Origin of the sequence: Microtetraspora malaysiensis, assembly GCF_001528665.1 — a bacterium.
Lineage (GTDB): Bacteria > Actinomycetota > Actinomycetes > Streptosporangiales > Streptosporangiaceae > Microtetraspora_A > Microtetraspora_A malaysiensis.
Genome location: NZ_BBYJ01000023.1, coordinates 56,893 through 82,349, shown reverse-complemented (window position 1 = coordinate 82,349; position 25,457 = coordinate 56,893). Strand labels below are relative to the sequence as shown.

Genomic DNA, 25,457 nt, shown 5'->3' with positions numbered 1-25,457 from the left:
GCGGCTCATCCCCGTCGGAGGGCCGGGGGTGCAGGGGGCGGAGCCCCTTGCGGCTCGCCCCTCCGGCTCCTCGGCGAGTTGGACGGCTTCGCCCTGGTTGCCATCCTGGCCGCGGTGCTCTTCCACCGTCTGAGCGCCCGTCTCGTGTGGCTGGGAGCGCGCGGGCGGCGACGGCCGGGACCGGCCGAAGAGCCGCATGCCCGGCCGGCTGGCCGACCGGCGCGCGTGCGGGCCGCCGTAGGCGGGCCGCTTTAAAGGCGTAGAGAAAGTTCTCATCCGCCACTCCTGAACCGCCGACCGCGAGCGCCGTCGGCCTGGCCATCTATCGGCGGGCTGACAGATTTCCCGTCAGCGAGGATCATCAGGGGGTGCCTCCCGTGATCCCGATCGAGCCTCGTCCGTTGGACGATGCGGAGCGCATGTTGCTGGAGTACATCCTGCGCTTCGACGCGGCCGCCGCGGAGGAGTGGTGCTGTCAGCTCGATCAGGTCGAAGTGGTCGGCGTCCAGGATGACCGATCTCCGAGCATCTGGCTCGGCGTCGCCGGGGCGGGACGGGCCTCTGCGCCCAACTCGACCTTGGCCCTGGATATCGGTGTCGTCGGTGCCGAGGGTGGGGAGATCGGCGCGCTGATCGTTTGGGTGGAAGACGGCGTCCGGCTGGCCGGGCTCGACTTTCTCTATGACACCGACGCTCTGCCACCTCTGGAGCGTCTACGGATCAGTCCGTCGCCTGATCCTCGGGAGCTTTGACGAAGGAGCCCATGCCGGGCTCGGTGTGGATCAGCTCTGCTTGCCGGAGTGCGCGCATGACCTTCTGTGCGGTGGCGTTGGCTATGCCGAACTCTTCGATGAGATCGACGATCGATGGGATGCGCTCGCCTGGCTTGTACTGCCCGGAGTGGATCCGATCGCGGATGATCTCGAAAACCTGCCTCCATCTGGGCTGATTCGGCTTGAGTTCGACCATGCCGCTGAACGTAGGAGATCATCACATGCCATGGCGATGGACGGCACGCTATAGCGCGCCATAGCTTTAACTTGCCGATCTCCACCCAGGATGCCGAGGCCGTAGTGGTGGCGCGAGAGATGGCTGGCGCTTTCGCCGCTCTGGCCGCCGAGGGAAAGGGGGCGGGTTCGGTCGGTCATCGGATGTGACCAAGCAGGATGTTGGTCCACAGCCGTCGGGCGGGGATGGAGCGGAGCCATTCGCTCTCGGTCACGACGGTGCCGTCGGCGGCGCGGTAGTGGCGGCGGGTGAAGAGCAGGCCCCCGGCCTGCGTTTGAGCGCTTCGCGGGTCTGGTCGGCGAGGCTGATGGCCGCGCCGAGTCGGTTGTCGACGGTGACGTGTGTCGTGGGCGGGCTCGTCTCGACCCTGAGCCCTGTGGCGTACTGGTCCCAGTTGCTCAGCTTCCAGGTGTCGCGGGCGGCGGCGCGGAACTCGATGTCGAGGAACGCCCAGCCGGTGATGTCGGACAGGAAGCGGGAGAACTCGGTCTTGCCCGATCCGGCGTACCCACCGACGAGGACGAGGATCGGCTTGGGGCTACCTCCGCCGTGGCGCCTGCGCCAGGCGTCGACCACGCGGGCGCGCAAGAGAGCCTGTGGAGTCTCCTGGCTCGATGCCGCCGATGGAGACCTTGGTGAACGCTTCTTCGATGACCTGGGCAGCGGCGTTGTCGGTGGCGAGGTCTGTGGGCGCAGGCAATTCGGAAATCACAATTTCCGCTTTCTGTGATTCACCGGGCAAGGGAGGGCGAAAGCCTAGTTCAGGCTCCGTTGCCTGATAAAGCAGACAGTACGCGCGTCGATAGTGCGGGCCGGGGAAGATGGTCCCCTGCTCATGTCCCCACAGAGTTTGGAAGTTCGCCGCCGGTACGGCAAGGCCGTGGCGGCTGGCCGCGAGCCGGAGCCGTTCACCCGCCGCTTCGAGGGTGAGGCCATGTGCTTCGCGGTGTTCCCGCAGGCGGGAAGGTGTCCAGCCGGGTCGCTGGGTCGTCTTCATTGCATACCTTGTTAGCCGATGAACGCGGTCAACCCACCCCACCCGCTCCTCCCCTCCGTCTTCACCGGACTGTCGTCCTCAGCACCGGTACGGCGGGCGGGAGCGCGGGCCTGGTCGGCGCCGGTGAACGGCGCTCAGCCCGGGGCGTTCCCAAGCATCGCGGCACGCGGCCACACGAACCGGACGGTACGGATTTCCCTACCATCGCGGGCCGGTCATCCCCCTCTGTCGTTGGCCCGCTGGCGGGATCGTTCGCCCAGGCCTGCCTCTCCTAGCGTGGTGACCAGCGCCGATGCGGCGTGAAAGCCCACCAGGAGAAGTAATCACCCATGCGTACCAAGTCCAGGGGCCCCGCCCTCGCCCTCGCCCTCGCCACCGCCGGGCTGGCCCTCGCCGCCGTCCCGGTACACGCCGCGGAGGCTTCCGCTCCGAGCACCGCGGCCTCGCTCCAGAAGTCGATGGACGCGATGATGCGCACCGGTACTGCGGCCGGAGTGCAGGCCAGGCTCAGTGAGGGAGACCGGCAGACCGTCCTGCGCTCGGGAACGGCCACGATCGACGGCAAACGTCCCGTCCCGGCCAACGGGTCGTTCCGCATGGGCAGCGTCACCAAGGTCTTCACCTCGGTCACCGTGCTGCAGTTGGTCGGCGAGGGCCGGATCGGACTGGACGACCCCATCGGCAAGTACCTGCCCGGCCTGTTGCCGCGCGAGAACGACATCACCGTACGAATGATCCTCCAGCACACCGCCGGAATACCCGACTACACCAGCATGAAGGAGTTCCCGACGTCGGACGAGCCGTACCTGAAGCTGCGCTTCACCCGGTTCACCGACGAGGGCATCGTGAAGACCGCGCTGACCAGGCCGCTGGACTTCGAGCCCGGCACGAAGTTCTCCTACTCCAACACCGGCTATGTGGTGGTCGGAATGCTGATCAAGGCGGTGACCGGCCACAGCTGGCAGAGCGAGGTCACCGAGCGCGTCATCAAGCCGCTGGGGCTGCACGGCACCTCGGCTCCGACGTACTCCACGGCCATCCCCGGTCCGCACGCCCACGGATACATCAAGAAGAACAACGGCGAGTACGTGGACGTGACCCGGCTCAACCCGAGCATCGCCAGCTCCGGTGGAGCGATGATCACGACCACCGCGGACCTGACGACCTTCCTCAACGGCCTGGTCACCGGCAAGCTCCTCAAGCCCGCCCAGTTCACCGAGATGCAGAAGACCGTTCCCATCAAGATCCAGCCGGGAGACTACGGCCTCGGCCTGGTCTCTATGTCCACCTCGTGCGGGCGGCGGGTCATCGGTCACAACGGAGGCATCCCGGGCTATCTCACGACCGCCTTCACCACCCTGGACGGCCGCACGAAGCTGGCCCTCTCCGTCAACCAGAACCAGTCCCAGTCCGACATGGCCGCCTTCAGCAAGATGATCGACTCCGCCTTCTGCCCCTGAGACCTGTCCTCTCCTCTCCGGGGCGAAGCTGGGGTGTTGCGACGACCACTAATTAGGCGAGTGATGGCCGAAGCCAGACGTCAGAACGGCCCTCTCGGTGCTGGCGGGAGGGCCGTTCAGCCTGACAGCATCGGCTTGACCGGTTGCATGGCATTTTTAGTGGTCCGACTGACAAATACGGGGCTCTCGTGCCCCTCCGCTGGCAACTTCCCTGTCGATAAGCCACAGATAGGCCGTGGACGCCCCCACAACATCACTGCGTGGAAGATGGCCGGTGCAGCCCTTGATGACCTCGACCTCCGTGCAACGCATCTGACGGTAGCCACGGATCTTCACCAGCCAACAGTCGTCGATGCTGCTCAACAAGGCTGCGCCCTCATGCGGTCTGCTGGGTGGCGGTTGGTCCTACGAATACCCCAGCAGCAGACATCACAACGAAACTCAAACTGACCTGCGAAAACACAAGCAAGATCATTCCGCGTATATTCCGCGAACAGCGGCCGGGGGCTGCTCAGGGTGGCGTAGGGCTGCACATGGGTGGAAACGATCAACGGCGTCCGACCGTAGCGAAACCGCTGGTCAGACGCCGTTTTCGGAGGTGGGAGCGGAGAGCGTGGGATTCGAACCCACGAGGAGCGTCAAGCCCCTAGCGGTTTTCAAGACCGCCGCCATCGTCCACTAGGCGAGCTCTCCTGGCCGATGCCGGAGGCGTGGAACGCGCACAGGCATCAGGACATCACCATAGTCTCTCACCGCGCGCTGCGTACCCGCGACAAAAGATGATCTCTGATCATAACGTCAGATCTGATCGGGGATCTCCGAGAACTTACGCTCTGCCGGGGCCTGCGGGCCGGCGAAGCCGTCGCCCACCGCGGCCGCGAGCCGCAGGTACGCCTCGCGGGTCGGCTCCAGCAGCCGGTCCAGCTCGATCTCCGCGCCCTCCTCCAGGTGCGGGTCGTACGGCACGCGGATGACGGAGCGGCAGCGGGCCGCGAAGTGCGACTCCAGCCGGTTGAGGTCCACGGCGGACTTCGACCGCGGCCGTACGCTGCACAGCACCACGGTGGCGGCCCGGACGAGCTCCTCGTAGTTGTGCGCCTCCAGCCAGTCGAGCGTGGCCGAGGCGGCCCTGGCGCCGTCCACGGAGGGGGAGCTGACCAGCACGAGCTGGTCGGCCAGGCCGAGGACGCCCGACATCGCCGAGTGGAGCAGGCCGGTCCCGCAGTCGGTGATGCAGATCGAGTAGAAGTTCTCCAGCACCTGCGCCACCGTCTGGTAGTCGCCCGCGCTGAACGCCTCGGACACGGAGGGGTCCCGGTCGGAGGCCAGGATCTCCAGCCTCGACGGCGCCTGGGACGTGAATGCCCGGATGTCGACGTACCGCTTGATCTGCGCCCGCTCGTTGAGGAGGTCGCGTACGGTCGCGGAGGTCTCCAGCTCGACCTTGTCCGAAAGCGTTCCGCGGTCGGGGTTGGCGTCCACGGCGATCACCCGGTCACCGCGGATCTGGGCGAGCGTCGCTCCGAGGCCGACCGTCGTGGTGGTCTTGCCGACGCCGCCCTTCAGGCTGAGCACGGCCACCCGGTGGTGGCCGGTGGCGACGGGAGTGCGGGCGCGCGCCAGCAGTTCGCGCCGCCGCCGCTCGTCAGGGGCCTCGCCGGGCTTGATCCAGCCGCCGGACGCCTTGTAGACGAACCTGCGCCACCCCCGGGTGGGAGCGGTCCTGCGTCCCTTGAGCAGGGTGCCGGGGTCCAGGCTGTCCGCGCTCGGCCTGCCCGCCGCCCGCGTCCCGCTCGTACGCCCAGAAGCGCCGAACGTGGTGACCTGCCTGCGCCGGCCCTGGCGCGGCTCCTCCGGCGCCTGGCCATCGGGGGAGGTGTCCGCCTGGCGGGGTTCCTCACGCGGCGGGGCGACGTCGGCCGAAGCGCTCCCCAAGGACGGCACGGCACCCGAGGACGGCACGGCCCCCGAAGACGACACCGTGCCCGAGGACGGCGCGGAGCCCGTGGAGGGCCCGGGCGCGGCGTCCTCGTACGACGAGTTGCCGGGGGCCAGATCCTCGCGCAAGGAGCCCGCGAACGGCGCGCCCGCGAACGGCGTGTCCCCACCCGGTACGCCCCCGAGCGGCGTGTCTCCGGCCGGTCCACCCCCGAACGGCTGGGCAGCGGACCGCTGCTCCTCACGGGTGAAGGCGTCGAACGTCTGGGTGGAGGCGAGGTCCTCGCGCAGCGAGCCGCTGAACGGAGGGTCCGGCTGCTCCTTGGCCGGAGCCTCCTCGGGGACAGTTCCGGCGAAACGCTCGGTCACCGCGCCGACGATGTCGCCGGAGAAGGGCGGCCGGCCCTCGTCTCCGGACGGCGCGGGAGCGGAGAACGTCGGCCCCGGGAACCCCGAGCTGGGGAACCCCGAGGAGTCGGCGGCCGTGTTCGTCCCCGAGGTCCCGGTGGGCGCGTCGGTCTCGACCGGCACCGCAGGCTCCAGCCACCCGCGAACGGGCTCTTCCGCCTTGGGCGTCTCCGGCCGCGTCTGGGTCGGGCCGCCGAGGTCGCGCTCCTCGGCGGTGTGCTCGCCGGCCCGGAGCTCGTCCAGCCGGTGCTCCCCCGTCGGAAGCCGGATCGGCTGCGTGTGGTGCTCCTTGTACGAGGTTCCGAAGGAGCCGACGTTGAAGGAGTCGGTGTCGACGGGGGAGTCCGGGAACAGCGGCCCGCGCCCCAGGCCGGTCGGCGGCGTACCGGGGAAGCCCGGCGAGAGTGTGGCCGGATCGGCCTCCGTCTCCGTCGGCCCGTCCGAGGTGGCGGCCGCCGGGGCGCCGTACGCGTGGTCGGTGGCGGTGCGGAGCAGCCCCTGCGGAGCGGGCTCGGACGGCACCGAGCGCCATGGGTCCTGAGGGTACGGCGACGGCACCTCCGGCTCGCCGGCCGGCCCCGCGAAAGGACCGGCAGGAGAACCGGCGGGGTTCGCGGGCGCCGAGGACAGCGACGCCGAGGTCACCGCGCTGACCGCGATGTCCACCTCGTCGGGCATGTCCTTGATCGCGTCGAGCCAGGCGAGCTGATCTTCGAGAGAGTGGGGATCCTCACGATCGTGTCTTGCCACCGTGTTCCCCCTCGGGATGGGCTAAAGGGGCAGCAAACACCTTGCAGATTAGCGCCCTCTTATGCAGCGAATGTGGGCAACCGTCGAGTTCGCGGCCCCGCTACTTTGGTCGCATGCGCGCGATCGTAATTAGGGAACCCGGTGGACCCGAGGTTTTGGACTGGCAGGAAGTCCCTGATCCGGAGCCGAAGCGGGGCGATGTGCTCATCGACGTGGCCGCATCCGCCGTCAACCGGGCGGACGTCCTCCAGCGCCAGGGGTTCTACCCCCCGCCGAAAGGCGCGTCGGAGATTCTCGGCCTGGAGTGCTCCGGCACCGTGGTCGCGGTCGGCGCCGACGTCGAGGGCATCAAACCGGGCGACGAGGTCTGCGCGCTGCTCGCCGGCGGCGGTTACGCCGAGCGCGTAGCGGTTCCCTGGCAACAGGTCATGCCTCTCCCCGAGGGCCTGTCCTTGGTGGACGCGGCGGGGCTGCCCGAAGTCGTCTGCACCGTCTGGTCGAACGTCTTCATGACCGCCCGCCTGCGCCGGAGCGAGACGCTGCTGGTCCACGGCGGCGCGAGCGGCATCGGCACGATGGCGATCCAGCTCGCCAAGGCGTTCGGCTCCCGCGTGATCGCGACGGCCGGATCCCCGGAGAAGGTACGGCGGTGCCTGGAGCTCGGCGCGGACGAGGCCCTGAACTACCGCGAAGAGGATTTCTCGGCCAAGAAGGCCGATGTGATCCTCGACATCATCGGCGCCGCGTACCTGAAGAAGAACCTGGACGCGCTGGCGGTCGGCGGCCGCCTCGTCGTGATCGGCATGCAGGGCGGCCGGGTCGGCGAACTGGACCTCGGGAAGCTGCTCGCCAAGCGCGCGTCCGTCTCGGCGGCGGGGCTGCGGGCCCGGCCGGTCGACGAGAAGGGCGCCATCTGCGCGGGAGTCGTGCGTGACGTCTGGCCGCTGATCGGCGCGGGCGCGATCCGGCCGGTGATCGAAGCGCGGATGCCGATGCGGGACGCCGCGGACGCGCACCGGCTGCTGGAGTCGGGCGAGCACATCGGCAAAATCCTCCTGTTCCGGTGAGTTAGGTTTGAACGCATGAGTACCGACCGAGCCCGACGCGTACGAGGAGTGATGAGCGGCCGATGAACGCAGATGAGAGCACGCCGCAGATCGTGGTCGTGGGGCCCGACGGCTTGTCCGTCGCGGGGGAGAACGGCGAGCACGAGGAGCGCTCCGTCGCCGACCTCGTGGAGCAGCCGGCGAAGGTCATGCGCATCGGAAGCATGATCCGCCAACTCCTCGAAGAGGTACGTGCCGCTCCCCTGGACGAAGCCAGCCGCAAGCGCCTCAAGGACATCCATGAAAGCTCCATCAAGGAGCTGGAGGATGGGCTCGCGCCCGAGCTCGTCGACGAGCTGGAACGGCTGTCGCTCCCGTTCACCGACGACAACGGCGCCCCGCCCTCGGACGCGGAGCTCCGGGTGGCCCACGCGCAGCTCGTCGGATGGCTTGAGGGACTCTTCCACGGCATCCAGACCACGTTGTTCGCCCAGCAGATGGCGGCGCGCGCGCAGCTTGAGCAGATGCGCCGCGCTCTGCCCGGCGGCATGTCGCAGGGTCAGGAGGACCAGCAGCACCACCGCGCCTCGGGGCCCTACCTGTAGGTCCCCGGCTCGGTGGCGGACCCGGGAACCGTGAGCGGTTACCTACGGTAAATATCTTCCAAAATCCGGGCGACTCCGTCGTCGTCGTTGGCCGCCGTCACGTGATCGACGGCGGCCAGCACCTCCGGGTGGGCGTTGGCCACCGCGTACGACGTTCCTGCCCAGGCCAGCATGGGCAGGTCGTTCGGCATGTCTCCGAAGGCGACGACCTCACCCGCCGCGATCCCCAGCTCGGCGGCGAGCGCGGCGAGGGCCGACGCCTTGGTGACGCCGTGCGCGCTCATCTCGATCAACGCGCGGCCGCTGGAGTGCGTCGGGGTCACCAGATCGCCCACGAGCGAGACGGACAGCCGGTAGAGCTCGTCCGGATCCATCGTCGGGTGGTGGGCGAGCAGCTTGGCGCACGGCTCCGCGGTGAGCGCGTGTATCGCCTCCCGCCGCCCGTACGCGGGGTCGTCGCCGTTCACCGCGAAGTCGGACTCGTGCGCGTAGCCACCCTCGTACTCGACGGCGAAGGCCAGCTCCGGCAGGTGCTCGCGCAGGCGCCGGACGGACTCGTCGATGACGTCGGGGTGGATCATGCGCGCCTCGACGATCCGCTCGGTGTGCAGGTCGTAGACGAGCGCGCCGTTGGCGCAGATCGACAGCCCCCGATGGCGTACGGCTCCCGCCACGCTGTGCATCCAGCGGGGCGGCCGACCGGTGACGAAGACGAGCGTCCCGCCGGAGTCCTCCACGAGGGCGAAGGCGGCGGCGGTGCGGACGGAGACGGTCCCGTCGGCCCGCAGTGCGGTGCCGTCCAGGTCCGTCGCGACGAGGCGGGGGCTGCTCATAACAGCCTCCAGTTTGCCCGCTGTTGCACCCGAGTCCGTCCTCGGGGATGAAGACGGAGGAAATCTTCCCCCAGACGTGGAACACCCACCGGCGACATAGTGTTAGATGTGATGGCGTTGTATTAGCTGTTCCCGTAGCGAAAACCAGCTTGACTGTATGAGCCACCCGGGGAGCTGTGCGACACACCGGGGTTCACGAGGTGTGAGCCCCAAGATTCACTTCCTTAGGGAGAGCATTAATGGCTCAGGGAACCGTCAAGTGGTTCAACGCTGAGAAGGGCTTCGGCTTCATCGCACCGGACGGTGGGGAGCCGGACGTCTTCGTCCACTTCTCCGCGATCACCGGCAGCGGCTACCGCAACCTCGAGGACGGCCAGCGGGTCGAGTTCGAGGTGACCTCTGGTCCGAAGGGTCCGCAGGCGTCCAACGTCCGTGCGCTCTGATCTCTGAACACCGCTGAAGGTGGGGTCCGCGTCCTGCGGGCCCCACCTTCGCGCTTTCCCGGGCGGTCTCGGAGTCGCGCAGGCGGTTGGACAAAAGGGGCTTGCCGCAAGCAATCGCTCTTGTGATGGTGAGAGGGCACTGGCTCATCGGCACTCCCCAGCAGAGAGCGATCCATGCGCAGAGTCCTCACGGCCGCCACCTGCCTCGTGGCGGTGTTCCTCGCGTCCCCCGCACCCGCACACGCGACGGAGGCCTCCTCCGGCGCCCACACGGCCTCCTACGCGGCCGAACGGCGGCTGCCCAAGGTGAAGGTCACCTACCCCTCGGCGATCCGCAGGGGACGGCCTGCCCGCATCACCTACAAGGTCACCCACCCCGACCAGTTCACCGACGAGGCGCTCGTCCTGCAGGCCGACTTCCCCCGCCGCATCGTGTCCAAGGTGCGGTTCGCGACCAGGCCGAAGGGCGCCAAGTGCGGCACCCAGAAGCGCAACTCGGTCGGGAACTACGCCGTCTACTGCGTGATCCGCTCGCTCAACCACTCCCGGCTGACCATGTCGTTCAATGTGTGGATCAAGACCAGTTACCGCGGGAAGTTCCGCTCGGGGCACTACTGGCGGCCGGTGACGCTCGACTACGGCGGCAGCACCCGCGACTACCTGGACGAGATCACCAGGAAGGACCTCATCGGCAACGCCTGGATCAGGGTGCGCTGACGCACCACCGGGGCCGCGCGGCATGACCGAGTCGTCCCCCAGCCGGGACCGGTTCGTGACAACCCGGGCCGCCGGCCCCGCATCGAACCGGACGTGGCAACGCGAAGCTCCGGCCACGCGCTCGCGTGGCTCGGCCACCCGGTCACCGTGCTGGCCCTGGCCGTGCTCCTTCTCAACGATCACGTTCTCAAGGGACTGTGGCCCGGCCCGGTCACCGGCAAGCTCAGCGACGTCGCCGGGCTGGTCGTGGCGCCGCCGCTGGCCGCGCTGCTCCTCCGATGCCCGGCCCCGGCGGCGATCGCGCTCACCGGCACGCTCTTCACCCTGATGAAGGCCACCGCCGCGGGGGCGGAGGCGGCGTCGTGGCTGTGGTCCCTCCTCATCCCGTCGCGGATCGTGGCCGACCCGACCGACCTGATCGCGCTCCCCGCCCTCGGCCTCGCCTGGCTCGCCTGGCGGCGGGCCGCCCGGCGCCCTCCCGTACGGCTTCCACACGCCGTCCTCGTCGTCCCGGTGGCCGTCTTCGCGGTCACCGCGACCTCGGCCGTTCCCCAGGCGCCGTCGGCCGTCTCCGTGGCTGTCAACGGCTCGGCGGTCGTCGTCGACGTCGGGGAGATCCAGGCGAGGGCGTCCACCGACGGCGGCGCGACCTGGCACCCGTGGACGGAGAACCGGACGTACGCGCCTCAGAGCAGCGCCTGCGTGCCGGGGGAGCAGGCACACTGCTACCGGATCCGCCCCGGGCTGCTGGAGGTCGAGGAGACCACCGACGGCGGGCGCACGTGGTCCACGTCCTGGGCCGTCTCCTCCGGCCGGAGGCACTGGCTGGACCGGATCTACGAGAACTCCGACCCGCATGGGCTGCCGAGCGATCTCGCCGCCTCCCGGGCGCTCGCCGTACAGGCCGTACCCGGCGGCGCGGGCGCGCACATCGTGGTCGTCGCCAACGGCCCCGACGGCGTGGCCGTACGGGACGCGTCGGGCCTGTGGCGGCGGCTGGGCTTCGCGGGCGACGACGGGTTCTCGGCGCGGGCCGCCGCGCCCCTCACCAACCCGGGGGAGCAGATCGAGGACGAGCTGTGGATCGCGGTGCTGATCGCGATCGCCGTCCTGCTCCTCGGCCTCGTCGCGGACGGCTTCCTGGGGCGGGCCCCGGTGGCCTTCGGAGTCGCGGGCCTGCTCCTGTGGATCGGGCTGCTCCCCCTCGCCGGTCCCCCCGTCCTGGACTGGCCCTACAGCCTGGTGGCCCGGCTCGCGGGCATCCCGCTGGCCCTGGCGGGGGGCGTGGGCGTGCTGGTGGTCTGGGCGGTCCACCAGAATCACACCGAACGGGCGGGAGGGCGGAGCGCCCTCGTCGCCGTGGCCACCTTCGCCGGGGTCTATTTCCCGTTCCTGGGGTGGAGCGCCGGCCTGCCCGACGCGTACGGCACGGCCGTCCTGCTGGCCGTGATCCTGGGCGCCGCGGCGCCCGCGTGGCTGATCGCGAGACGGACCCTCCAGAAAAGGAAAGGCCCCGCCGGGTAGGCGGGGCCTTCCTCAGGCCTTCTCGGGCCTTTCTCGGGCCTTTCTCAGGCCTTCCTTGGGCGTTCGGCTACTTCACCGGCTCCAGGACGTCGAGCCCGACGAACGGGCGCAGCGCCTTGGGAACCACCACCGAGCCGTCCGCCTGCTGGTGGTTCTCCAGGATGGCGACGATCCAGCGGGTGGTGGCCAGGGTGCCGTTCAGGGTCGCGACGGCCTGCGGCTTGCCGTCCTCGTCGCGGTAGCGCACGCGCATGCGGCGGGCCTGGAACTGGGTGCAGTTCGACGTCGAGGTGACCTCGCGGTAGCGGCCCTGGCTCGGGATCCACGCCTCGCAGTCGAACTTGCGCGCCGCCGAGGTGCCGAGGTCGCCCGCGGCCGTGTCGATCACGCGGTACGGCAGCTCGACCTTGGCCAGCATCTCCTTCTCCCAGGCGAGCAGGCGCTGGTGCTCCTCGTCCGCTTCCTCCGGGCGGCAGTAGGAGAACATCTCGACCTTGTCGAACTGGTGGACCCGGATGATGCCCCGGGTGTCCTTGCCGTACGAGCCGGCCTCGCGGCGGAAGCACGACGACCAGCCGGCGTAGCGCAGTGGCAGCGAGCCGCGCTCGAGGATCTCGTCGCCGTGGTAGGCCGCCAGCGGCACCTCGGAGGTGCCGACCAGGTAGAGGTCGTCCTCGGGCAGGCGATAGATCTCCTTGTCGTGGGCGACGTGGAAACCGGTGCCCTGCATCGACTCGGGCCTGACCAGCACCGGAGTGATCATCGGGGTGAAGCCGGTCTCGATCGCCTGCTGCATCCCCATGTTGAGCAGGCCGAGCTGGAGCCGCGCGCCGACCCCGGTCAGGAAGAAGAACCGCGCGCCCGAGACCTTGGCGCCGCGCTCCATGTCGATGGCGCCGAGCATCTCGCCCAGCTCCAGGTGGTCGCGCGGGGTGAAGTCGAACGAGGGCTTCTCGCCGATCTCCTCCAGCACGACGTAGTCGTCCTCGCCGCCGGCCGGGGCCGCCACGTCCACGATGTTGGGGACGCCCTCGATCACCACGTCGAACTCGGCGGCCGCCTTCTCGGCGTCGGCCTCGGCGGCCTTCACCTGCGCGGCGAGGTTCTTGGCTCGGTCGAGCAGCGCCTGGCGCTCGTCTCCGGAGGCTTTGGACACCGACTTGCCGATGGACTTCTGCTCGGCGCGCAGCGACTCGAAGGCCGATAGCGCACTTCGACGGCGCTCGTCGAGGGAGAGCAGCGTGTCGACGACCGAGTCGTCCTCACCGCGGGCGCGCTGCGACGCCCGGAGCCGGTCCGGGTCCTCACGAAGGGTACGCAGGTCAATCACGAAACAAAGGCTACCGAGGTACGGCTACCATATGCGCCCCGATTATCCGATGCGGCGCGGCGTGACGCCGTGATGCCCGACGGCCCGCGCCGATCCGTCCAGGTGATCGGCGCGGGCCGTCCGGCAGGCGGGGCTCAGACCCGTCCGGAACGCATCCGGGTGAGCCAGCCGGCCGCCTCGCCGAAGTCGCCGTCGGAGGTGCCCGGCCTGATCTGCGTAACGACCCGGTCGGCCCGCGGATAGCTGCCGAGGAAGCGCAGATCGCTGCAGATCCGGTGCAGGCCGGAGAGCGCCTCGCCCACCCGGGCGTCGGCGACGTGCCCCTCGGCGTCGAAGTGGAAGAAATAGCTGCCGATGCCCTGGCCGGTCGGGCGGGACTCGATCCGGGTCAGGTTCACGCCGCGCACGGCGAACTCGTTCAGCATCTCCAGCAGCGCTCCGGCGTGGTCCTCCTTGAGGAAAGCCACCAGGGAGGTGCGGTCGGCACCCGTCGGCTCCGGGACGTGGCCGGGCGGGGCCACCCGGACGAACCTGGTCACCGTGTCGTTGCGGTCGCCGATGTTCGACGCCGCCTCCTCAAGGCCGTACACCTCGCCCGCGATCGCCGGGCTGATCGCCGCGTCGTACGGAGAATCGGGGTTGGCCACCTCCTGCGCGGCGGCGGCGGTCGAGGCGGCCGGGATGACGACGGCGCCGGGAAGCTCGCGCTCGATGAAGTTCCGGCACTGGGTGTGGGCGGCGGGATGCGTCGTGACCCGCTTGATCTGGCGCGGCTCGGTGCCCGGGCGGACGAGCAGCGAGAACTCGACCGGCAGCAGGTACTCCGCGACGATCAGCAGCGGCTGGCCCCACGCGAACTCGTCCAGCGTCTGGATGATGCCGCCTTCGAGCGAGTTCTCCAAGGGGACCACGGCGCCGTCGGCCTGCCCGGAGCGGACCGCGTCCAGCGCGGCTCCGACGTTCGCGCAGGGCAGGCGCTCGGCGTCGGGTGCGAGGCCGCGCGCGGCGGCCTCGGTGAAGGTGCCCTCCGGCCCCAGGTACGCGAGCTTTGGCATAGCACAAGGTTAGCTACCCGTCACAACTGCCCACACCGAGATTTCCGCTACGGGGCGATCCGGGCGCGGCGGCGGGGGAGCCAGGAGCCGAGCAGCCACACCAGAGCGAGCGCCCCGAGACCGAACCCGTTCTGCACGATCTTGCCGAGCACCGGGCTCAGGACGGGGATCTCCAGCGCCTTGAGGGACACCCCCCACCAGGGCACGGGGACCACGTAGAAGAGCCAGACGCCCCCGGCGACCAGCAGCCGGACCCGGTCGGTCCCGGCCCCCACGAGCGCCGCCAGCACGACGACCACCCAGGCGAGGTGGTGGATCCAGGCGACGGGGGAGAGCAGCACCGCCATCAGCCCGGTTAGCGCCACGGCCGTCATCGGGTCCCCGTCCAGGTACGCGCGGCGGGCCTGGCGGAAGCCGTACCAGCCGACGGCGGCGACGGCGACCAGCCACAGTGCGGAGGTGACCGAGTCGGGCAGGTAGAGACGGATCAGCATGCCCCGGATCGACTGGTTCGTGGTGGCCGCGTTCGCGCCCAGGCGGCCGGGGTCGAGCAGCGCGGAGAACCAGAAGTCCTTGGCGTCCGAAGGGATGACCAGGAACGGCATCACGGTGAGCAGCGCCGCGGTGAATACGGCCATGAAGAAGGCCCGCCCCTGCCCTTCATCCCGCATGTACGGCTTTCGCCACGAAAATCCCGTTATAGCGAGATAGATGAGGAAAACGCCGGGAGTGAGTTTTACCGCGGTGGCCAGCCCGATGAGCATCCCGCGCGGCCACCAGGGACGGCGGGCCACGCAGTCGAGCAGGCACAACGCCACAAGGAAGAGATCGACCTGGCCGAACCGCACCTGATCCCTGATCGGCATGAGGTAGAGGCAGGCCACCACCCCGACCGCGAACGCGAGCGGCACCGCCCAGCGCGCCGCCCGGCCGAGCCACGGCGCGGCGGCCGCCGCGCCGTCGTCCTCGGCTTCCGGCGGGGCCGCCCGTGGCGAGAGCGCGGGGCGGAAGCCGTACCGGACCGTCACCGCGAGGGTGGCGACGATGGCGATCGTCCACACCCATTGGGCGACCGGCCACGAGACGGCGGCGAGCGGCGCCGCCAGCATGGCCGCGATCGGCGGATAGGTGAACGGCAGCAACTGAGGAGCCGGCGTGATCACGTCATAGAGCGGGACGCCGAGCAGCAGGCTCTGCCCGCCCGTGCGGTAGACGTCAAGATCGACGAGGCGCTGGTCGGCGGGGTTCGTCAGCCAGTACGCGACGAGCGGGATCGCGGCGCCGACGACGATCAGCGCGGCCGCCGCCCAGGCCCACCAGGCCCGTTTCGCGATGATCGTCTCGCCTGTCCTCATGTCCAGGCAGGCTACCGTGGACTTTCGCCACGGTTTGCGAAGTAGCGTGACGGGGCCCGCCGGGTGCCCGTACGCCGAGGGCCGCGTACAGCAGGGGGCCGCGCGACAGCGCGAGCCGGCACGGTCGGGCCGCGCGCCGGCCGGGCCTTGAGCCAGGCGACGGTGGGATCAGACGAAGTGAGGAGAGCACGTGAGGCGATTCGGGATCGGCCTTTCCCGGTCACGACCGCATGGCCGCCCGTGGCTCGCGTTTTCCGCCGCGCCGGACGGCTCCGGCTCGGCGGCGCCCCCGCCGACGTCTGAGGTCCCGTACGGCTTCCCCCGTCGCTTCGTGGCCGTGGCGGTCACGCTTCTGCTGGGCCTGCTGCTCCTGGCCCTTCCCACCCCGGCCCACGCGGAAGAGGCACACGCCTCGGGAGCGACGCGTGCGCGGACGGCCCCACTCCACACCGCGACGGGCGAAGCCTCCGGAACCGGGCGGGCGGCACCCTCCGGGCGGGTGGTGGTCATCGGGGTGCCCGGGCTCCTGTGGAGCGACCTCGACCGGCGGCGTACGCCCAACCTGTGGCGGCTGACCGGCGAGGGCAGCTCGGCGTCGCTGTCCTCCCGCGTCATCCCACCCGGCGGCCGCAACGTGACCTGCCCCGTCAGCGGCTGGCTGACGGTCTCGGCGGGCCAGCGGGCCGGGACCGCGGGGAATGACTGCGCGGCCACGCCGGTCCCCCAGGCGGCCCCCGACGGCTCGGCGACGATCCCCGGCTGGAACGAGTTCGCCGCCTACCAGCGGACCCAGTCGTACGGCGGGCGGATCGGGCTGCTGGGGCAGACGATCGTCGCCGCGGGCGGGAAGGTCGCCGCCGTCGGTCCGGGCGCGGCCCTCGGCGCCGCCGACACATCCGGAAAAGTCCAGAAATATGCCGCCACGCTCAACGAGCTGCCCGACCTGGCCCCGTACACCGCCGTGTTCGCGGAGGCGGGCGAGATCGCCGAGGCCGCCGTCGCGCGACGCGCCGCGGGCCCCCCGGGCACAACGCCCTCCGATCTCACCGGCACCGCACGCGACTCGGCCGTCATCGCGGCCGACCAGACCGTCGGCGACATCCTCGGCCGCGTCCCTTCCGGCTCCGTCGTCCTCGTCGCCGGGCTCGCCGACTCGGGCATCGGCTCGCTCGACCCGCACCTGCACGTCGCCATCGCGGGCAGTGCCCCGCACGCCGCCGCCGGCACCTCTGCGACGACCGGCGCCTCGCCGTACGGACGCGGATACCTGACCGCGACCTCCACCCGGCAGGACGCCCTGGTCACGATCACCGACCTGACCGCGACCGTCCTGACGACGGCCGGACTCGACGTGCCGCAGGGAGTGGTGGGCCGGGCCTGGCAGCGTGGCGGCGACGCCCCCGAGGACACGGCCGAGGTCGTCGCGGAGCTGGCCGACGCCGACCTGGCCTCCCAGGTGCTCAGGGACGTCAGACAACCGTTCTTCGTCGCGCTCGTCGCCATCCAGGTGCTGTTCTACGGCCTCGCCGCCTTCGTGATCAGGCGGCGCCGGCGGATGCTGACCACCACCCAGGTGGTGGCCGTGGTCAGCGGCGCGATCCCGATCTCGACGTTCCTGGCGCAGCTCGTGCCGTGGTGGCACATGGCGTACCCCATGCCCGCCCTGATCGCGACGATCCTCGGGTTCGCCGGGGTCATCGCGGCACTCGCGTTCGCCGGGCCGTGGCGCGAGCACGTGGCCGGCCCGCTGACGGTGGTCGCCGCGGTCAGCTCGCTCGCGCTCCTCGCCGACGTCATGACGGGCTCGACGCTTCAGGTGAACGCGGTCACCGGATACGAGCCGGTGACCGGCGGCCGCTTCTACGGCTTCGGCAACATGCCCTTCGCGATCTTCGCGACGGGCACGATCCTGGCCCTCGCCGGGCTCGCCCACGTCGTCAAGCCACGGTTCCTCCTGCTCGCCTACGGGGTGCTCGCGATCGTGGCGGACGGCTGGCCGAGCTGGGGGGCCGACTTCGGCGGCGTACCCGCGTTCGTCGTCGGGTTCGCCGTCTTCGCGCTCATGCTGTACGGCCTGCGGGTGTCGTTCGTCCGGCTGGTCGCCATCGGCGCGGCGGGAGCCGTGCTGATCGCGGCCATCGCGCTGTTCGACTGGCTCCGCCCGGCGGACCGGCGGACGCATCTGGGCGCGTTCGTCCAGCAGGTCGCCGACGGCGAGGGCCCCGAGGTCGTGGGCCGCAAGTTCGGAGCGATGCTCAACACGCTCGGCAACACCGAGCTGACCGTGCTCTCGGTTGTCGCGATCGCGTTCCTGTTCCTGGTGCTGGCCCGCCCGTCGCGCTGGGGCGCCCCGGCGCTCACCCTCGCCTACAGCAGGGCCCCGGCGCTGCGGGCGGGGCTGTTCGGCGCGCTGGCCGCCACCATGACCGGCTTCCTGATCAACGACTCGGGGATCGCGATCCCGGCCATGGCGCTCACTGTTGCGGTGCCGCTCACGCTCGCCGCGTCCGTGCGCGCGCTCCAGCTCGCGCCGCCCACCACACCAGGGCGACCGTCAGCGCCAGCAGCAGCCACGGCACCACCTGCGTCCTGACGACCGTCACCAGCCAGCTCAGGTCGGGCGGCTGGTCGAGCTGCCTGGCCGGCAGATAGGCCGTCGACAGCAGGGCCATCCGTCCCACCACGAACCAGTCCAGCGTCGACGCCGGGACCATCGCCAGCAGCGCGAGCGCGAGCCCGTCGTACCACGGCAGCGCGTACGGCGTGGCGAACAGCCAGGCCACCACGACGGCCAGCGCCACCAGGCGAGCCTCGCCCGCGCCGCTCTCCGGCACACCCGGGGGAGACCCGACCCGGCCCGCCGCACCGGCACGCAGCAGCAGCCAGGAGAGCACGACCATGAGGAGCAGCGACCCGGTCTGGATCCAGGCGCGGTAGGCGCCGTCGTCGAACACGGCCTGGAGCGCCCGCTGCACCAGCTTCCAGGGAGTGGCGAACGACACCGACTTGCTCGCGTTCAGCACCTGGTCGAGCGCGTGCGGCCCGGCCAGCCAGTACGCCACCGCCACGGTCAGGATGGCCGAGCCCGCGATCAGCAGCAGCCGGCGCGGATCGCGCCGATGTCGCCAGGCGGGCCCGAGCGCGACCAGGCCGACGGTCACCTTGACCGCGATGCCGAGCCCGAGGAGCACCCCCGACTCCACGACCAGGGCGGCGACCACGAAGGCCACGGCCAGCGTGTCCACGTGCATCCCCGCGGCCAGCTGGTAGACGACGAGCGGGTTCACCGCCCACAGCAGCGCGGCGCGGCGCTGCCGCCTGGGGTCGCCGCGGGTGACCCGGTGCAGCAGCAGCGCGGTGGCGACGAACGCGGCGGCGTTGACCAGGGTCAGCACGAAGACCGTCAGCCGCACCGAATCGCCGCCGACCCAGCTGGCGAGGGCCTGCACCCCCGTCGCCACCGGGCCGTAGACACTCGGCGTGTTGCGCCACTCCTCCACCGCCCCGGCCACCGGGTCGTGCGGCACCGCCGACGGCACGGTGACGTACGGATCGAGGCCGAGGACGGCGATCCGCCCGTAGGCGGCGTAGTTCAGGTGGTCGGCCGACCCGACCGGCGGTAGGAACGCCAGCACGCCCGCCGCCAGGCACCCGGCCGCGACCAGCAGGCGGGTGCGGCGGACATCGGGAGCGGCGTGGCGGCGAAGGCCGTAGAGCCCGGCGACGAGCCCGATCGCGCCGCCCACGACGGCGACCGCCGCGAGCGCCACGACGAGATGCCCGTCGGGCCGCAGGTCAAGGGAGTACGGCGGCTGCCCGCCGGGGCCCGGAAGCGGCGGGACCATCGCCGAGGGGCCGAGAGCGGCGATGACGATCGTCAGCAGGATCGCCCCGGCGACGAAGGCCGGCGCGATCAGCGTGGCGGACCACCGCGCGCTCTCCCGATTCACCCCCGAATTTCATCACAGCCGAGGCACGTTCCCGTAGAGGCTGTGGACAACCGGGCCGACTCCGATCGGAGCCGATCACGGCTGGTCAGCCCGGAGACGCGTCCGCGGGCTCCGGCCTCCGATCCGATCCGATCCGGGGCCGGTCAGCTCCGGATGGTCCGGAGGATGGCGTCGGTTCCCTTCATGACGGCCGGTTCTCTGGCGGCCAGGGCCCAGCCGACGTCTCTGAGCTGCTTGGCCCGGTGAAGCTGGGACCTCCAGTCGTCGCCGGTGGCCCGGTGCGCCATCTCGACCTCGACCTCCTGCACCCGGAACCCCTTGCGGATCAGGTCGATCGTCAGTCCGGTCTCCACGCCGAACCCGCGGGCGAGCGGAAGCGCCGCGTCGAACGCGGCCCGGGTCAGGCAGCGCTGGCCGTTGAGCGGCTGGGTCGCGTCGAAACCGGTGGCCCGCTTGATGCCGTCGCGGGCCAGCCGTACCACGATGCCGTGGCCGCCGAGCTTCACCCTGGTGGCGAAGACGGCGATGGTCATGTCGGCCGTCCCGGCACGGACGGGCGCGATGAGGGGAGCGGCCTGCTGGGCGGTCTCGCCCAGGTCGGCGTCCAGGAACAGCAGGTGCCGAGGCGTCTCCTCGTCCAGGAGGCGCACGGCCTCGGCCCCGCTCTCCATGGCCGAGGCCTTGCCGGCGTTCCGGCTGTGCCGTACGACACGGGCCCCGGCGGCCCTGGCCACCCGGCCGGTCTCGTCGGTCGAGCCGTCGTCGACGACGACGACGAGGTCGACCCCCGGAAGCCGCATCGCCGCGGCGACCGTGGCTCCGATCCGATCGGCCTCATCCTTGGCCGGGATGATGACCGCGGTGTCCGCAGGCCGCTCCACCAGGTCACTCATAGAAATTCGGCCACCTCCGCAGGGACGCTCTCATGGACGGTGAAGACCGAGTCCAGGCCGGTGACCTGGAGGATCTTCCGTACGGCGGGGCGAGGTGAGGCCACCTCGAGGATGCCGCCGCGCTCGCGCAGCCGCTTGAGAGCGGAGAGCAACACGTTCATGCCGGTGGAGTCACAGAACTCCACTCCCGACATGTCGATCACCACTCGCTCCGGCCCGGTCTCCAGCAGGCGGGTGAATTCCGCCTGTAGGCGAGGCGCGGTATATAGGTCGATTTCGCCGACAATAGCCATAATGGCCTGGCCAGCATGGGTTTGCGTCGCGACTTTGAGCTCCACAGCGCGCACACTAGCGCCGTACCGGCCTGGGGTCACGTTCCCCCAGGCTAACCGAAGAGTCGTCCGCGCTTTGTCCCCGATTCCGCCCTCACAGAAACGCGCGGTGCGGGAAGCTTGACGGAAAGCGACACCCGGCTTGGGGCGAAGGGACGAGTGTGTCAGGCGCAGCAGGCATGGAACCCCCCGAGGATCCGCAGCGACGGCTGCTGCGCGAGCGGCTGGAGGCCATCCAGATCCGCACCGAGAAGGCGACCTCGTGGCGCGACGGCACCGGACACCTCCAGGCGCTCATCAACCGCGAGGGGTACGTCCCGGTCACGGCGCGGCTGGCCGGGGAGGACCTCGAATTCCTCGCCGCCGCGCGCGAGGAGCTGCTGAGCCTGTCCGAGCTGGGCATCCGGCTGATCGACCTCCACCAGCCGAGGGACGCGGGCGGCATCACCAGCGACACCGCCAACCCCATCCTGCGCTGCCGCAGTTGCATGTGGCGGTGGCCCTGCCCGACATTTCGCGCGATGTACGACGCGTTCTCCTGATCGGCCCCTGACCGGCTCCTGGCCGACTCCCAGGCTCAGCCGACGGGCTCGTACCGGTAGCCCACGCCCCACACGGTGACGATGCGCCGCGGCTCGGCGGGGTCGGTCTCGACCTTCTCCCTCAGCCTGCGCACATGCACGGTGACGGTCGAGGAGTCGCCGAAGGACCAGCCCCACACCTGGTTGAGCAGCGCGCTCCTGCTGAACACCTGACGGGGGTTGCGCAGCAGGTGGGCGAGCAGGTCGAACTCCCGCGCGGTCAGGTCGACCTCCCTGCCCGCGAGCCGTACCTCATGGGTGCCGACGTCGAGGACGAGGTCGCCGTCGGCGAGCACGCCGGCGCCCAGGGGCGCCACCGCCCCGGTACGGCGCAGCACGGCCTGCACCCGCAGCGCGAGCTCCCGGGGGCTGAACGGCTTCGTCACGTAGTCGTCGGCGCCGGTCTCCAGACCGACCACGCGGTCGATCTCGGCGCCGAGAGTGGTGAGCATGATCACCGGAGTCGGGCCGCGTCCGTGCTCGCGGTCGTGCTCGCGGAGCCGTCCGCAGAGCCGCAGGCCATCCGCCCCGGACAGGGCGAGGTCGAGGACGAGCAGGTCGGGCGGGTCCGCGAGCGCCCGCTCCAGCGCCTCGGCGCCGTCGCCCGCGCACTCCACGACGTGTCCGTCGCGTTCCAGGAAGCGGGCGACGACCTCGGCCACCATCGGGTCGTCGTCGACCACCAGGATGCGGGCGGTTCTTCCGGTCACGCGCCCATTCTCACGGTCGCCGGGCCGGCGTCAGTCGTGATTCACGTGAAACGTCCAGATCTTCGCGGCGGCGGGCGGCAACGCGTACCTTGTGGCTATGGCCCGTACCGTACTGACCGTCCTGGCTGTCGTTCTCGCCATCTGGCTGGTCTTCGCGTTCATCATCCCGGCGCTGTTCGCCACGCTGAAGTTCCTGCTCATGTTCGCGATCATCGCCTTCCTCGTGGTGGCGGCGATCACGCTCATGGGGAAGATGTCCCGCTGAGTCATCCTCGCAGGGCGTGAATTTCGGGCTCTCGCTCCTGGCCGTTTCGGACAGGCTGCGGCAGCGCGAGGATCGCCCATACGGTGGTCGTCTCGCCCTCGTGGCGCACGCCCCACTGCTCGGCGAGGTATTCGACGATCCCGAGGCCGCGGCCGCCCAGCGACGAGAGCGTGGGGCGGCCCGCGCGCGGTTCGGTGGTCGCTCCCCCGTCGCTCACCGCGAGCTCCAGCCGGCCTTCCGAGCACGTCCAGGCGAGCCTGAGCTGCCCCGATGGCAAAGGGTGAGCGTGCCGCAACGCATTGCTCAGCAGCTCGCTCACGACCAGGACGGCATCATCCACGGTCGTACTGAAGAGCCCCGAAGCGAGCAGATCCGAGCTGAGACGCCGACGCGCGGTGGCGACGCTCGCCAGCGCGTAGGGCAACATCACGACGCTCGACGGACTCACTTTCCCCCTCCCCCAAGGAGACAACACACCCCAGTAGGACCGAAATGCCCCATTCGGGGGCCCAAGAAACCGCACCTTTCATCACAGGTTGCACACATCAGATCATGTGATGCTCACCTCGCGACACGGCGGCCGCCTCGTTGAGGACGAAACGCATCCGGGTGCCACCGCCCGGCCGCGAGTGGGCGGTCACGTCGCCGCCCTGCGCGCGGGCCAGGTTGCGCGCGATGTAGAGCCCGAGTCCCACACCGCCGAATCGGCGCCGGTTGCCGCTGTCGGCCTGCACGAACCGTTCGAAGATCCGCTCCCGGTCCGCGGGGGCGATGCCCACCCCCTCGTCGTCGATCACGAGGACGACCCGGCCCTCCTCCGCCCACGCCTCGACCCGGATCAGGCCGCCGTCCGGGGAGTACTTGAACGCGTTCTCCAGGAGCTGCCCGAGGAGGATGTCGGTGGCCAGCGAGTCGCCGTGGACTTTGGGCAGATCGTCCGGGATGCCCACCTCGACGCGGTGCCGGTCGGACAGCACCGGCAGGCCGAGGGTGGCCGCGCGGACCCGCTCGCCCAGGTCGAACGTCTCGATCCTGATCCGCAACTCGTCCGCCCCGGTGCGCGCGCCGAGCAGCAGGTGGTCCACGAGCCGGCCCAGCATCCTGGCCCGCTCGGCGATGGTGTGGACGGCCGAACGGCGCTCCGCGTCGGACAGGTTGTCCCAGCGGGCGTCGAGCGTGCTGGCGAAGCCGTGCACGATCGTGATCGGCGTGCGCAGCTCGTGGCTGGTGGTGGCGAGGAACAGGTCCTTGGCCTCCTCCAGCTCCTTGGCCCTGGTCACGTCGCGGAAGTCGGCCACGACCTCGCCCGTCTCCGGGATCGTGGCGCACAGCACGTCCAGCCAGCGTCCGGAATCGAGCTGGATGGTGAGTTTCTCGCCCGGCTCGGGCAGCGGGAACGGCGGCGGCCCGCCGATCACCCGCTCGGCCGGGAAGCCGGTCAGCTCGGCCGCCGCCGGGTTCCACTGGGTCACCCGGCCGGCCTCGTCGAGCACGCCGATGCCGTCCGCGCTCGCGTCGAAGACGGCCCGCTCGTGCGCGCGCTGCCGTACCGCCTCCTGGTAGGCCTGGGCGTTGCCGACCGCGATGCCCGCGTGGCCGGCGAGCAGCTCAAGCAGCTCCAGCTCGACGTGCCCGGCCTTGCCCTTCGCGAACAGCGCGTACAGCGCGCCGTACGGCCGTCCGCCGACGGCGGCGATGCCGACCGCGACGGTGTGCAGCCCGGGAAGCCGGGCCCAGACGAGGTCCTCCAGGCCGGCGGGGTTGGTCTCAAGCAGGACCGTCTTCCCGGTGCGCAGCAGCTTGCCGACCAGGCTGGTGTGCAGGTCGGCGGTGACGCCGCGCAGCTCGGACGGGATGTGGTGGCCGCTGACGAGCCGCAGCCGCTCACCCTCGATCAGCACGAAGCCGCCGGCGTCCGCGCCGGTGAGCTCGGTGAGGCTGCCCGCGATCCGGTCGAGCACGACCGGCAGGTCGAGCGCGGCGTTGATGTCGGCGACGACGTCGGTCAGCCGCCGGACCAGCCGGGCCCGGCGCGCCGCCCGCGCCGCCTCGTCGTCCTCGGCGAGGTGGTAGACGCTGACGTATCCGAGCAGCGTCCCGCTGTCGCTCCGCAGCGCGTTGGTGTCGGCGCGGACCTCCAGGAGGCGGCCGTCGCGATGGAAGCGCCTGGTCCGCAGCGACACCTGGCCGCCGGTGCGCACGCGTTCCATGACGGCGTTGTGCTCGGCCATCAGCTCGGCCGGGACGATCGGTGCCCGCCGGCCCATGAGCTCCTCCGCCGTCCAGCCGAACAGCCGCTCCGCCGCGGGGTTCCATCCGAGGACGGAGAGATCACGGTCCAGGGCCACGATGGCGTCGGGGGAGCTGGCGACGGCAGCCCGCGCTATGCCGTCCTCGTAGTCGCTCCTGTCCTCACCCACTCCCCCATGGTGCCCCCTTTCCCTCTCTGATCTTGAGGTTTTGCATCCGATACGCTTCGCATACGCACTGAGAGGAAGTGGGGCGCATGTCCACAGCCGACCTCGAAGCCCTGCTGCGAGTGACCGCGCGGGGATACGTGGGGGAGTCCCCGCCCGAGGTCGCCTTCGGCACCGTGGACGCCCCGGTGGGCCGCCTCACGCTCGCCGCCACCGGGCGCGGCGTCCTGGCGTGCAGCTACGAGGACGAGCACGCCGTCTACGGCCGCATCCACCGGGACGTCAGCTCGTTCATCGGCCCTGATCCGCGCCGTCTCGATCCGGTGCGCCGGGAGCTCGACGCGTACTTCGAGGGACGGCTGCGGACCTTCTCCTCGCCCGTGGACCCCCAGCTCGTCTCCGCGTTCGGGCGGACCGTCGTCCAGATGATGGCCGCCGTGCCGTACGGACAGGTCACGACTTATCAGAACATCGCGGAACGGATCGGGCGGCCGCAGGCGCTCCGCGCGATCGCCAACGCGCTCGGCGCGAACCCGGTGTGCCTGCTCTTCCCCTGCCACCGCGCGATCGAGGCGCCCGGCGTGCTCGGCGGGTACGCCGGAGGCCCCGCGGCGAAGGAGGAACTGCTCCGCCTGGAGGGCGCCCTCGCCTGACCTGGGAATGTGTTTGCGAGTTGCAGGGATTTGTCCCGCTTTGTCGCGGAAATTGTCACGGACAGGCGGGACCCCACGGGCACGCTCGACGCGGGACGGCACAAGCCGTTCCGGTTTTTCATGGCACCCGGGAAATGGTCGAAACCACCGCCTGAAATCACGTGACCGGAAGGTGTACGGCATGGCG

General features: G+C 70.6%; 25 protein-coding genes and 1 tRNA gene. 11 read left to right on the top strand and 15 right to left on the bottom strand.

The window, feature by feature from the left end; all coding sequences use genetic code 11:
- Positions 1-377: 377 nt before the first annotated feature.
- Entirely contained in the window at positions 378-752 is a 375-nt protein-coding gene (locus AWQ71_RS28080) for a hypothetical protein (protein ID WP_067138354.1), read from the top strand.
- On the opposite strand, the gene AWQ71_RS28075 is transcribed toward AWQ71_RS28080, so the two are convergent.
- The 3 genes from AWQ71_RS28075 to AWQ71_RS43390 form a co-directional block, all read right to left on the bottom strand.
- A complete protein-coding gene (locus AWQ71_RS28075) occupies positions 721-969 on the bottom strand; it encodes a GntR family transcriptional regulator (protein ID WP_174550768.1) in 249 nt (82 codons plus the stop codon). The two genes, AWQ71_RS28080 and AWQ71_RS28075, sit on opposite strands and share 32 nt — an antisense overlap.
- 249 nt (positions 970-1,218) lie before the next feature.
- Positions 1,219-1,584, bottom strand: coding sequence for a hypothetical protein (locus AWQ71_RS43395; protein ID WP_067138352.1), 366 nt, complete (start codon positions 1,582-1,584; stop codon positions 1,219-1,221).
- Positions 1,547-2,005: a hypothetical protein gene (locus AWQ71_RS43390; RefSeq protein ID WP_218001993.1), complete on the bottom strand. Its 459-nt coding sequence runs from the start codon at positions 2,003-2,005 to the stop codon at positions 1,547-1,549. The genes AWQ71_RS43395 and AWQ71_RS43390 overlap by 38 nt, the downstream gene beginning before the upstream one ends.
- A 329-nt stretch (positions 2,006-2,334) precedes the next feature.
- Here AWQ71_RS43390 and AWQ71_RS28065 point away from each other — a divergent pair, with 329 nt between their 5' ends.
- Entirely contained in the window at positions 2,335-3,465 is a 1,131-nt protein-coding gene (locus AWQ71_RS28065) for a serine hydrolase domain-containing protein (protein WP_067138349.1), read from the top strand.
- Positions 3,466-4,070: 605 nt separating this feature from the next.
- Here the strand turns inward: AWQ71_RS28065 and AWQ71_RS28060 are convergent.
- A tRNA-Ser gene (locus AWQ71_RS28060) sits at positions 4,071-4,158 on the bottom strand.
- 105 nt (positions 4,159-4,263) lie between these two features.
- Entirely contained in the window at positions 4,264-6,561 is a 2,298-nt protein-coding gene (locus AWQ71_RS40640; RefSeq protein ID WP_245658519.1) for a nucleotide-binding protein, read from the bottom strand.
- 113 nt (positions 6,562-6,674) lie between these two features.
- Here AWQ71_RS40640 and AWQ71_RS28050 point away from each other — a divergent pair, with 113 nt between their 5' ends.
- Both AWQ71_RS28050 and AWQ71_RS28045 read left to right on the top strand, forming a co-directional pair.
- Positions 6,675-7,628, top strand: coding sequence for an NAD(P)H-quinone oxidoreductase (locus tag AWQ71_RS28050; protein ID WP_067138346.1), 954 nt, complete (start codon positions 6,675-6,677; stop codon positions 7,626-7,628).
- A gap of 62 nt (positions 7,629-7,690) precedes the next feature.
- Entirely contained in the window at positions 7,691-8,212 is a 522-nt protein-coding gene (locus tag AWQ71_RS28045) for a bacterial proteasome activator family protein (RefSeq protein WP_066935333.1), read from the top strand.
- A 38-nt stretch (positions 8,213-8,250) separates the two neighbouring features.
- On the opposite strand, the gene AWQ71_RS28040 is transcribed toward AWQ71_RS28045, so the two are convergent.
- A complete protein-coding gene (locus AWQ71_RS28040; protein WP_067138342.1) occupies positions 8,251-9,045 on the bottom strand; it encodes an HAD family hydrolase in 795 nt (264 codons plus the stop codon).
- A gap of 239 nt (positions 9,046-9,284) precedes the next feature.
- On the opposite strand from AWQ71_RS28040, the gene AWQ71_RS28035 reads away from it, so the two are divergent.
- The 3 genes from AWQ71_RS28035 (at position 9,285) to AWQ71_RS42010 (ending at position 11,729) form a co-directional block, all read left to right on the top strand.
- Complete coding sequence (locus AWQ71_RS28035; RefSeq protein WP_067138340.1) at positions 9,285-9,488, top strand: cold-shock protein; 204 nt, start codon at positions 9,285-9,287, stop codon at positions 9,486-9,488.
- A 174-nt stretch (positions 9,489-9,662) separates the two neighbouring features.
- Positions 9,663-10,205, top strand: a complete 543-nt coding sequence (locus tag AWQ71_RS28030; RefSeq protein WP_067138338.1) for a hypothetical protein — start codon at positions 9,663-9,665, stop codon at positions 10,203-10,205.
- Between the two features lie 93 nt (positions 10,206-10,298).
- Positions 10,299-11,729 carry a hypothetical protein gene (locus tag AWQ71_RS42010; RefSeq protein ID WP_067138336.1) on the top strand — a complete coding sequence of 477 codons (1,431 nt, stop codon included), beginning with the start codon at positions 10,299-10,301 and terminating at the stop codon, positions 11,727-11,729.
- Between the two features lie 67 nt (positions 11,730-11,796).
- Here the strand turns inward: AWQ71_RS42010 and serS are convergent, their stop codons facing one another.
- The 3 genes from serS to AWQ71_RS28010 all read right to left on the bottom strand — a co-directional run bounded on the left by serS (position 11,797) and on the right by AWQ71_RS28010 (position 15,469).
- Positions 11,797-13,059, bottom strand: a complete 1,263-nt coding sequence (gene serS / locus AWQ71_RS28020; protein ID WP_067138334.1) for a serine--tRNA ligase — start codon at positions 13,057-13,059, stop codon at positions 11,797-11,799.
- 134 nt (positions 13,060-13,193) lie between these two features.
- A complete protein-coding gene (pheA, locus tag AWQ71_RS28015) occupies positions 13,194-14,114 on the bottom strand; it encodes a prephenate dehydratase (protein ID WP_067138332.1) in 921 nt (306 codons plus the stop codon).
- A gap of 47 nt (positions 14,115-14,161) precedes the next feature.
- Positions 14,162-15,469, bottom strand: a complete 1,308-nt coding sequence (locus AWQ71_RS28010) for a glycosyltransferase 87 family protein (protein WP_067138330.1) — start codon at positions 15,467-15,469, stop codon at positions 14,162-14,164.
- 337 nt (positions 15,470-15,806) lie between these two features.
- On the opposite strand from AWQ71_RS28010, the gene AWQ71_RS42005 reads away from it, so the two are divergent.
- Positions 15,807-18,062: a hypothetical protein gene (locus tag AWQ71_RS42005; protein ID WP_157570617.1), complete on the top strand. Its 2,256-nt coding sequence runs from the start codon at positions 15,807-15,809 to the stop codon at positions 18,060-18,062.
- Here the strand turns inward: AWQ71_RS42005 and mptB are convergent.
- The 3 genes from mptB to AWQ71_RS27990 all read right to left on the bottom strand — a co-directional run bounded on the left by mptB (position 17,962) and on the right by AWQ71_RS27990 (position 20,650).
- Positions 17,962-19,419, bottom strand: a complete 1,458-nt coding sequence (gene mptB / locus AWQ71_RS40615) for a polyprenol phosphomannose-dependent alpha 1,6 mannosyltransferase MptB (protein ID WP_245658517.1) — start codon at positions 19,417-19,419, stop codon at positions 17,962-17,964. The two genes, AWQ71_RS42005 and mptB, sit on opposite strands and share 101 nt — an antisense overlap.
- 143 nt (positions 19,420-19,562) lie before the next feature.
- Positions 19,563-20,312: a glycosyltransferase family 2 protein gene (locus tag AWQ71_RS27995; RefSeq protein ID WP_067138324.1), complete on the bottom strand. Its 750-nt coding sequence runs from the start codon at positions 20,310-20,312 to the stop codon at positions 19,563-19,565.
- Positions 20,309-20,650, bottom strand: coding sequence for an STAS domain-containing protein (locus tag AWQ71_RS27990; protein ID WP_084259377.1), 342 nt, complete (start codon positions 20,648-20,650; stop codon positions 20,309-20,311). Before AWQ71_RS27990 ends, AWQ71_RS27995 begins: the two co-directional genes overlap by 4 nt.
- A gap of 173 nt (positions 20,651-20,823) precedes the next feature.
- On the opposite strand from AWQ71_RS27990, the gene AWQ71_RS27985 reads away from it, so the two are divergent.
- Positions 20,824-21,186 (top strand): hypothetical protein, encoded by a 363-nt coding sequence (locus tag AWQ71_RS27985; protein ID WP_067138321.1) that lies wholly within the window; start codon positions 20,824-20,826, stop codon positions 21,184-21,186.
- A 35-nt stretch (positions 21,187-21,221) separates the two neighbouring features.
- Here the strand turns inward: AWQ71_RS27985 and AWQ71_RS27980 are convergent, their stop codons facing one another.
- Complete coding sequence (locus AWQ71_RS27980; RefSeq protein ID WP_084259376.1) at positions 21,222-21,935, bottom strand: response regulator transcription factor; 714 nt, start codon at positions 21,933-21,935, stop codon at positions 21,222-21,224.
- Between the two features lie 97 nt (positions 21,936-22,032).
- Between AWQ71_RS27980 and AWQ71_RS42785 the strand changes: the two genes are divergently transcribed.
- A complete protein-coding gene (locus tag AWQ71_RS42785; protein WP_169806647.1) occupies positions 22,033-22,200 on the top strand; it encodes a hypothetical protein in 168 nt (55 codons plus the stop codon).
- Between the two features lies 1 nt (position 22,201).
- On the opposite strand, the gene AWQ71_RS27975 is transcribed toward AWQ71_RS42785, so the two are convergent.
- Positions 22,202-22,648: an ATP-binding protein gene (locus AWQ71_RS27975; protein WP_245658515.1), complete on the bottom strand. Its 447-nt coding sequence runs from the start codon at positions 22,646-22,648 to the stop codon at positions 22,202-22,204.
- 97 nt (positions 22,649-22,745) lie between these two features.
- A complete protein-coding gene (locus tag AWQ71_RS27970; RefSeq protein ID WP_067138319.1) occupies positions 22,746-24,620 on the bottom strand; it encodes a PAS domain S-box protein in 1,875 nt (624 codons plus the stop codon).
- Between the two features lie 86 nt (positions 24,621-24,706).
- Here AWQ71_RS27970 and AWQ71_RS27965 point away from each other — a divergent pair, with 86 nt between their 5' ends.
- Positions 24,707-25,270: a methylated-DNA--[protein]-cysteine S-methyltransferase gene (locus tag AWQ71_RS27965; protein WP_067138317.1), complete on the top strand. Its 564-nt coding sequence runs from the start codon at positions 24,707-24,709 to the stop codon at positions 25,268-25,270.
- Positions 25,271-25,457: the final 187 nt, after the last annotated feature.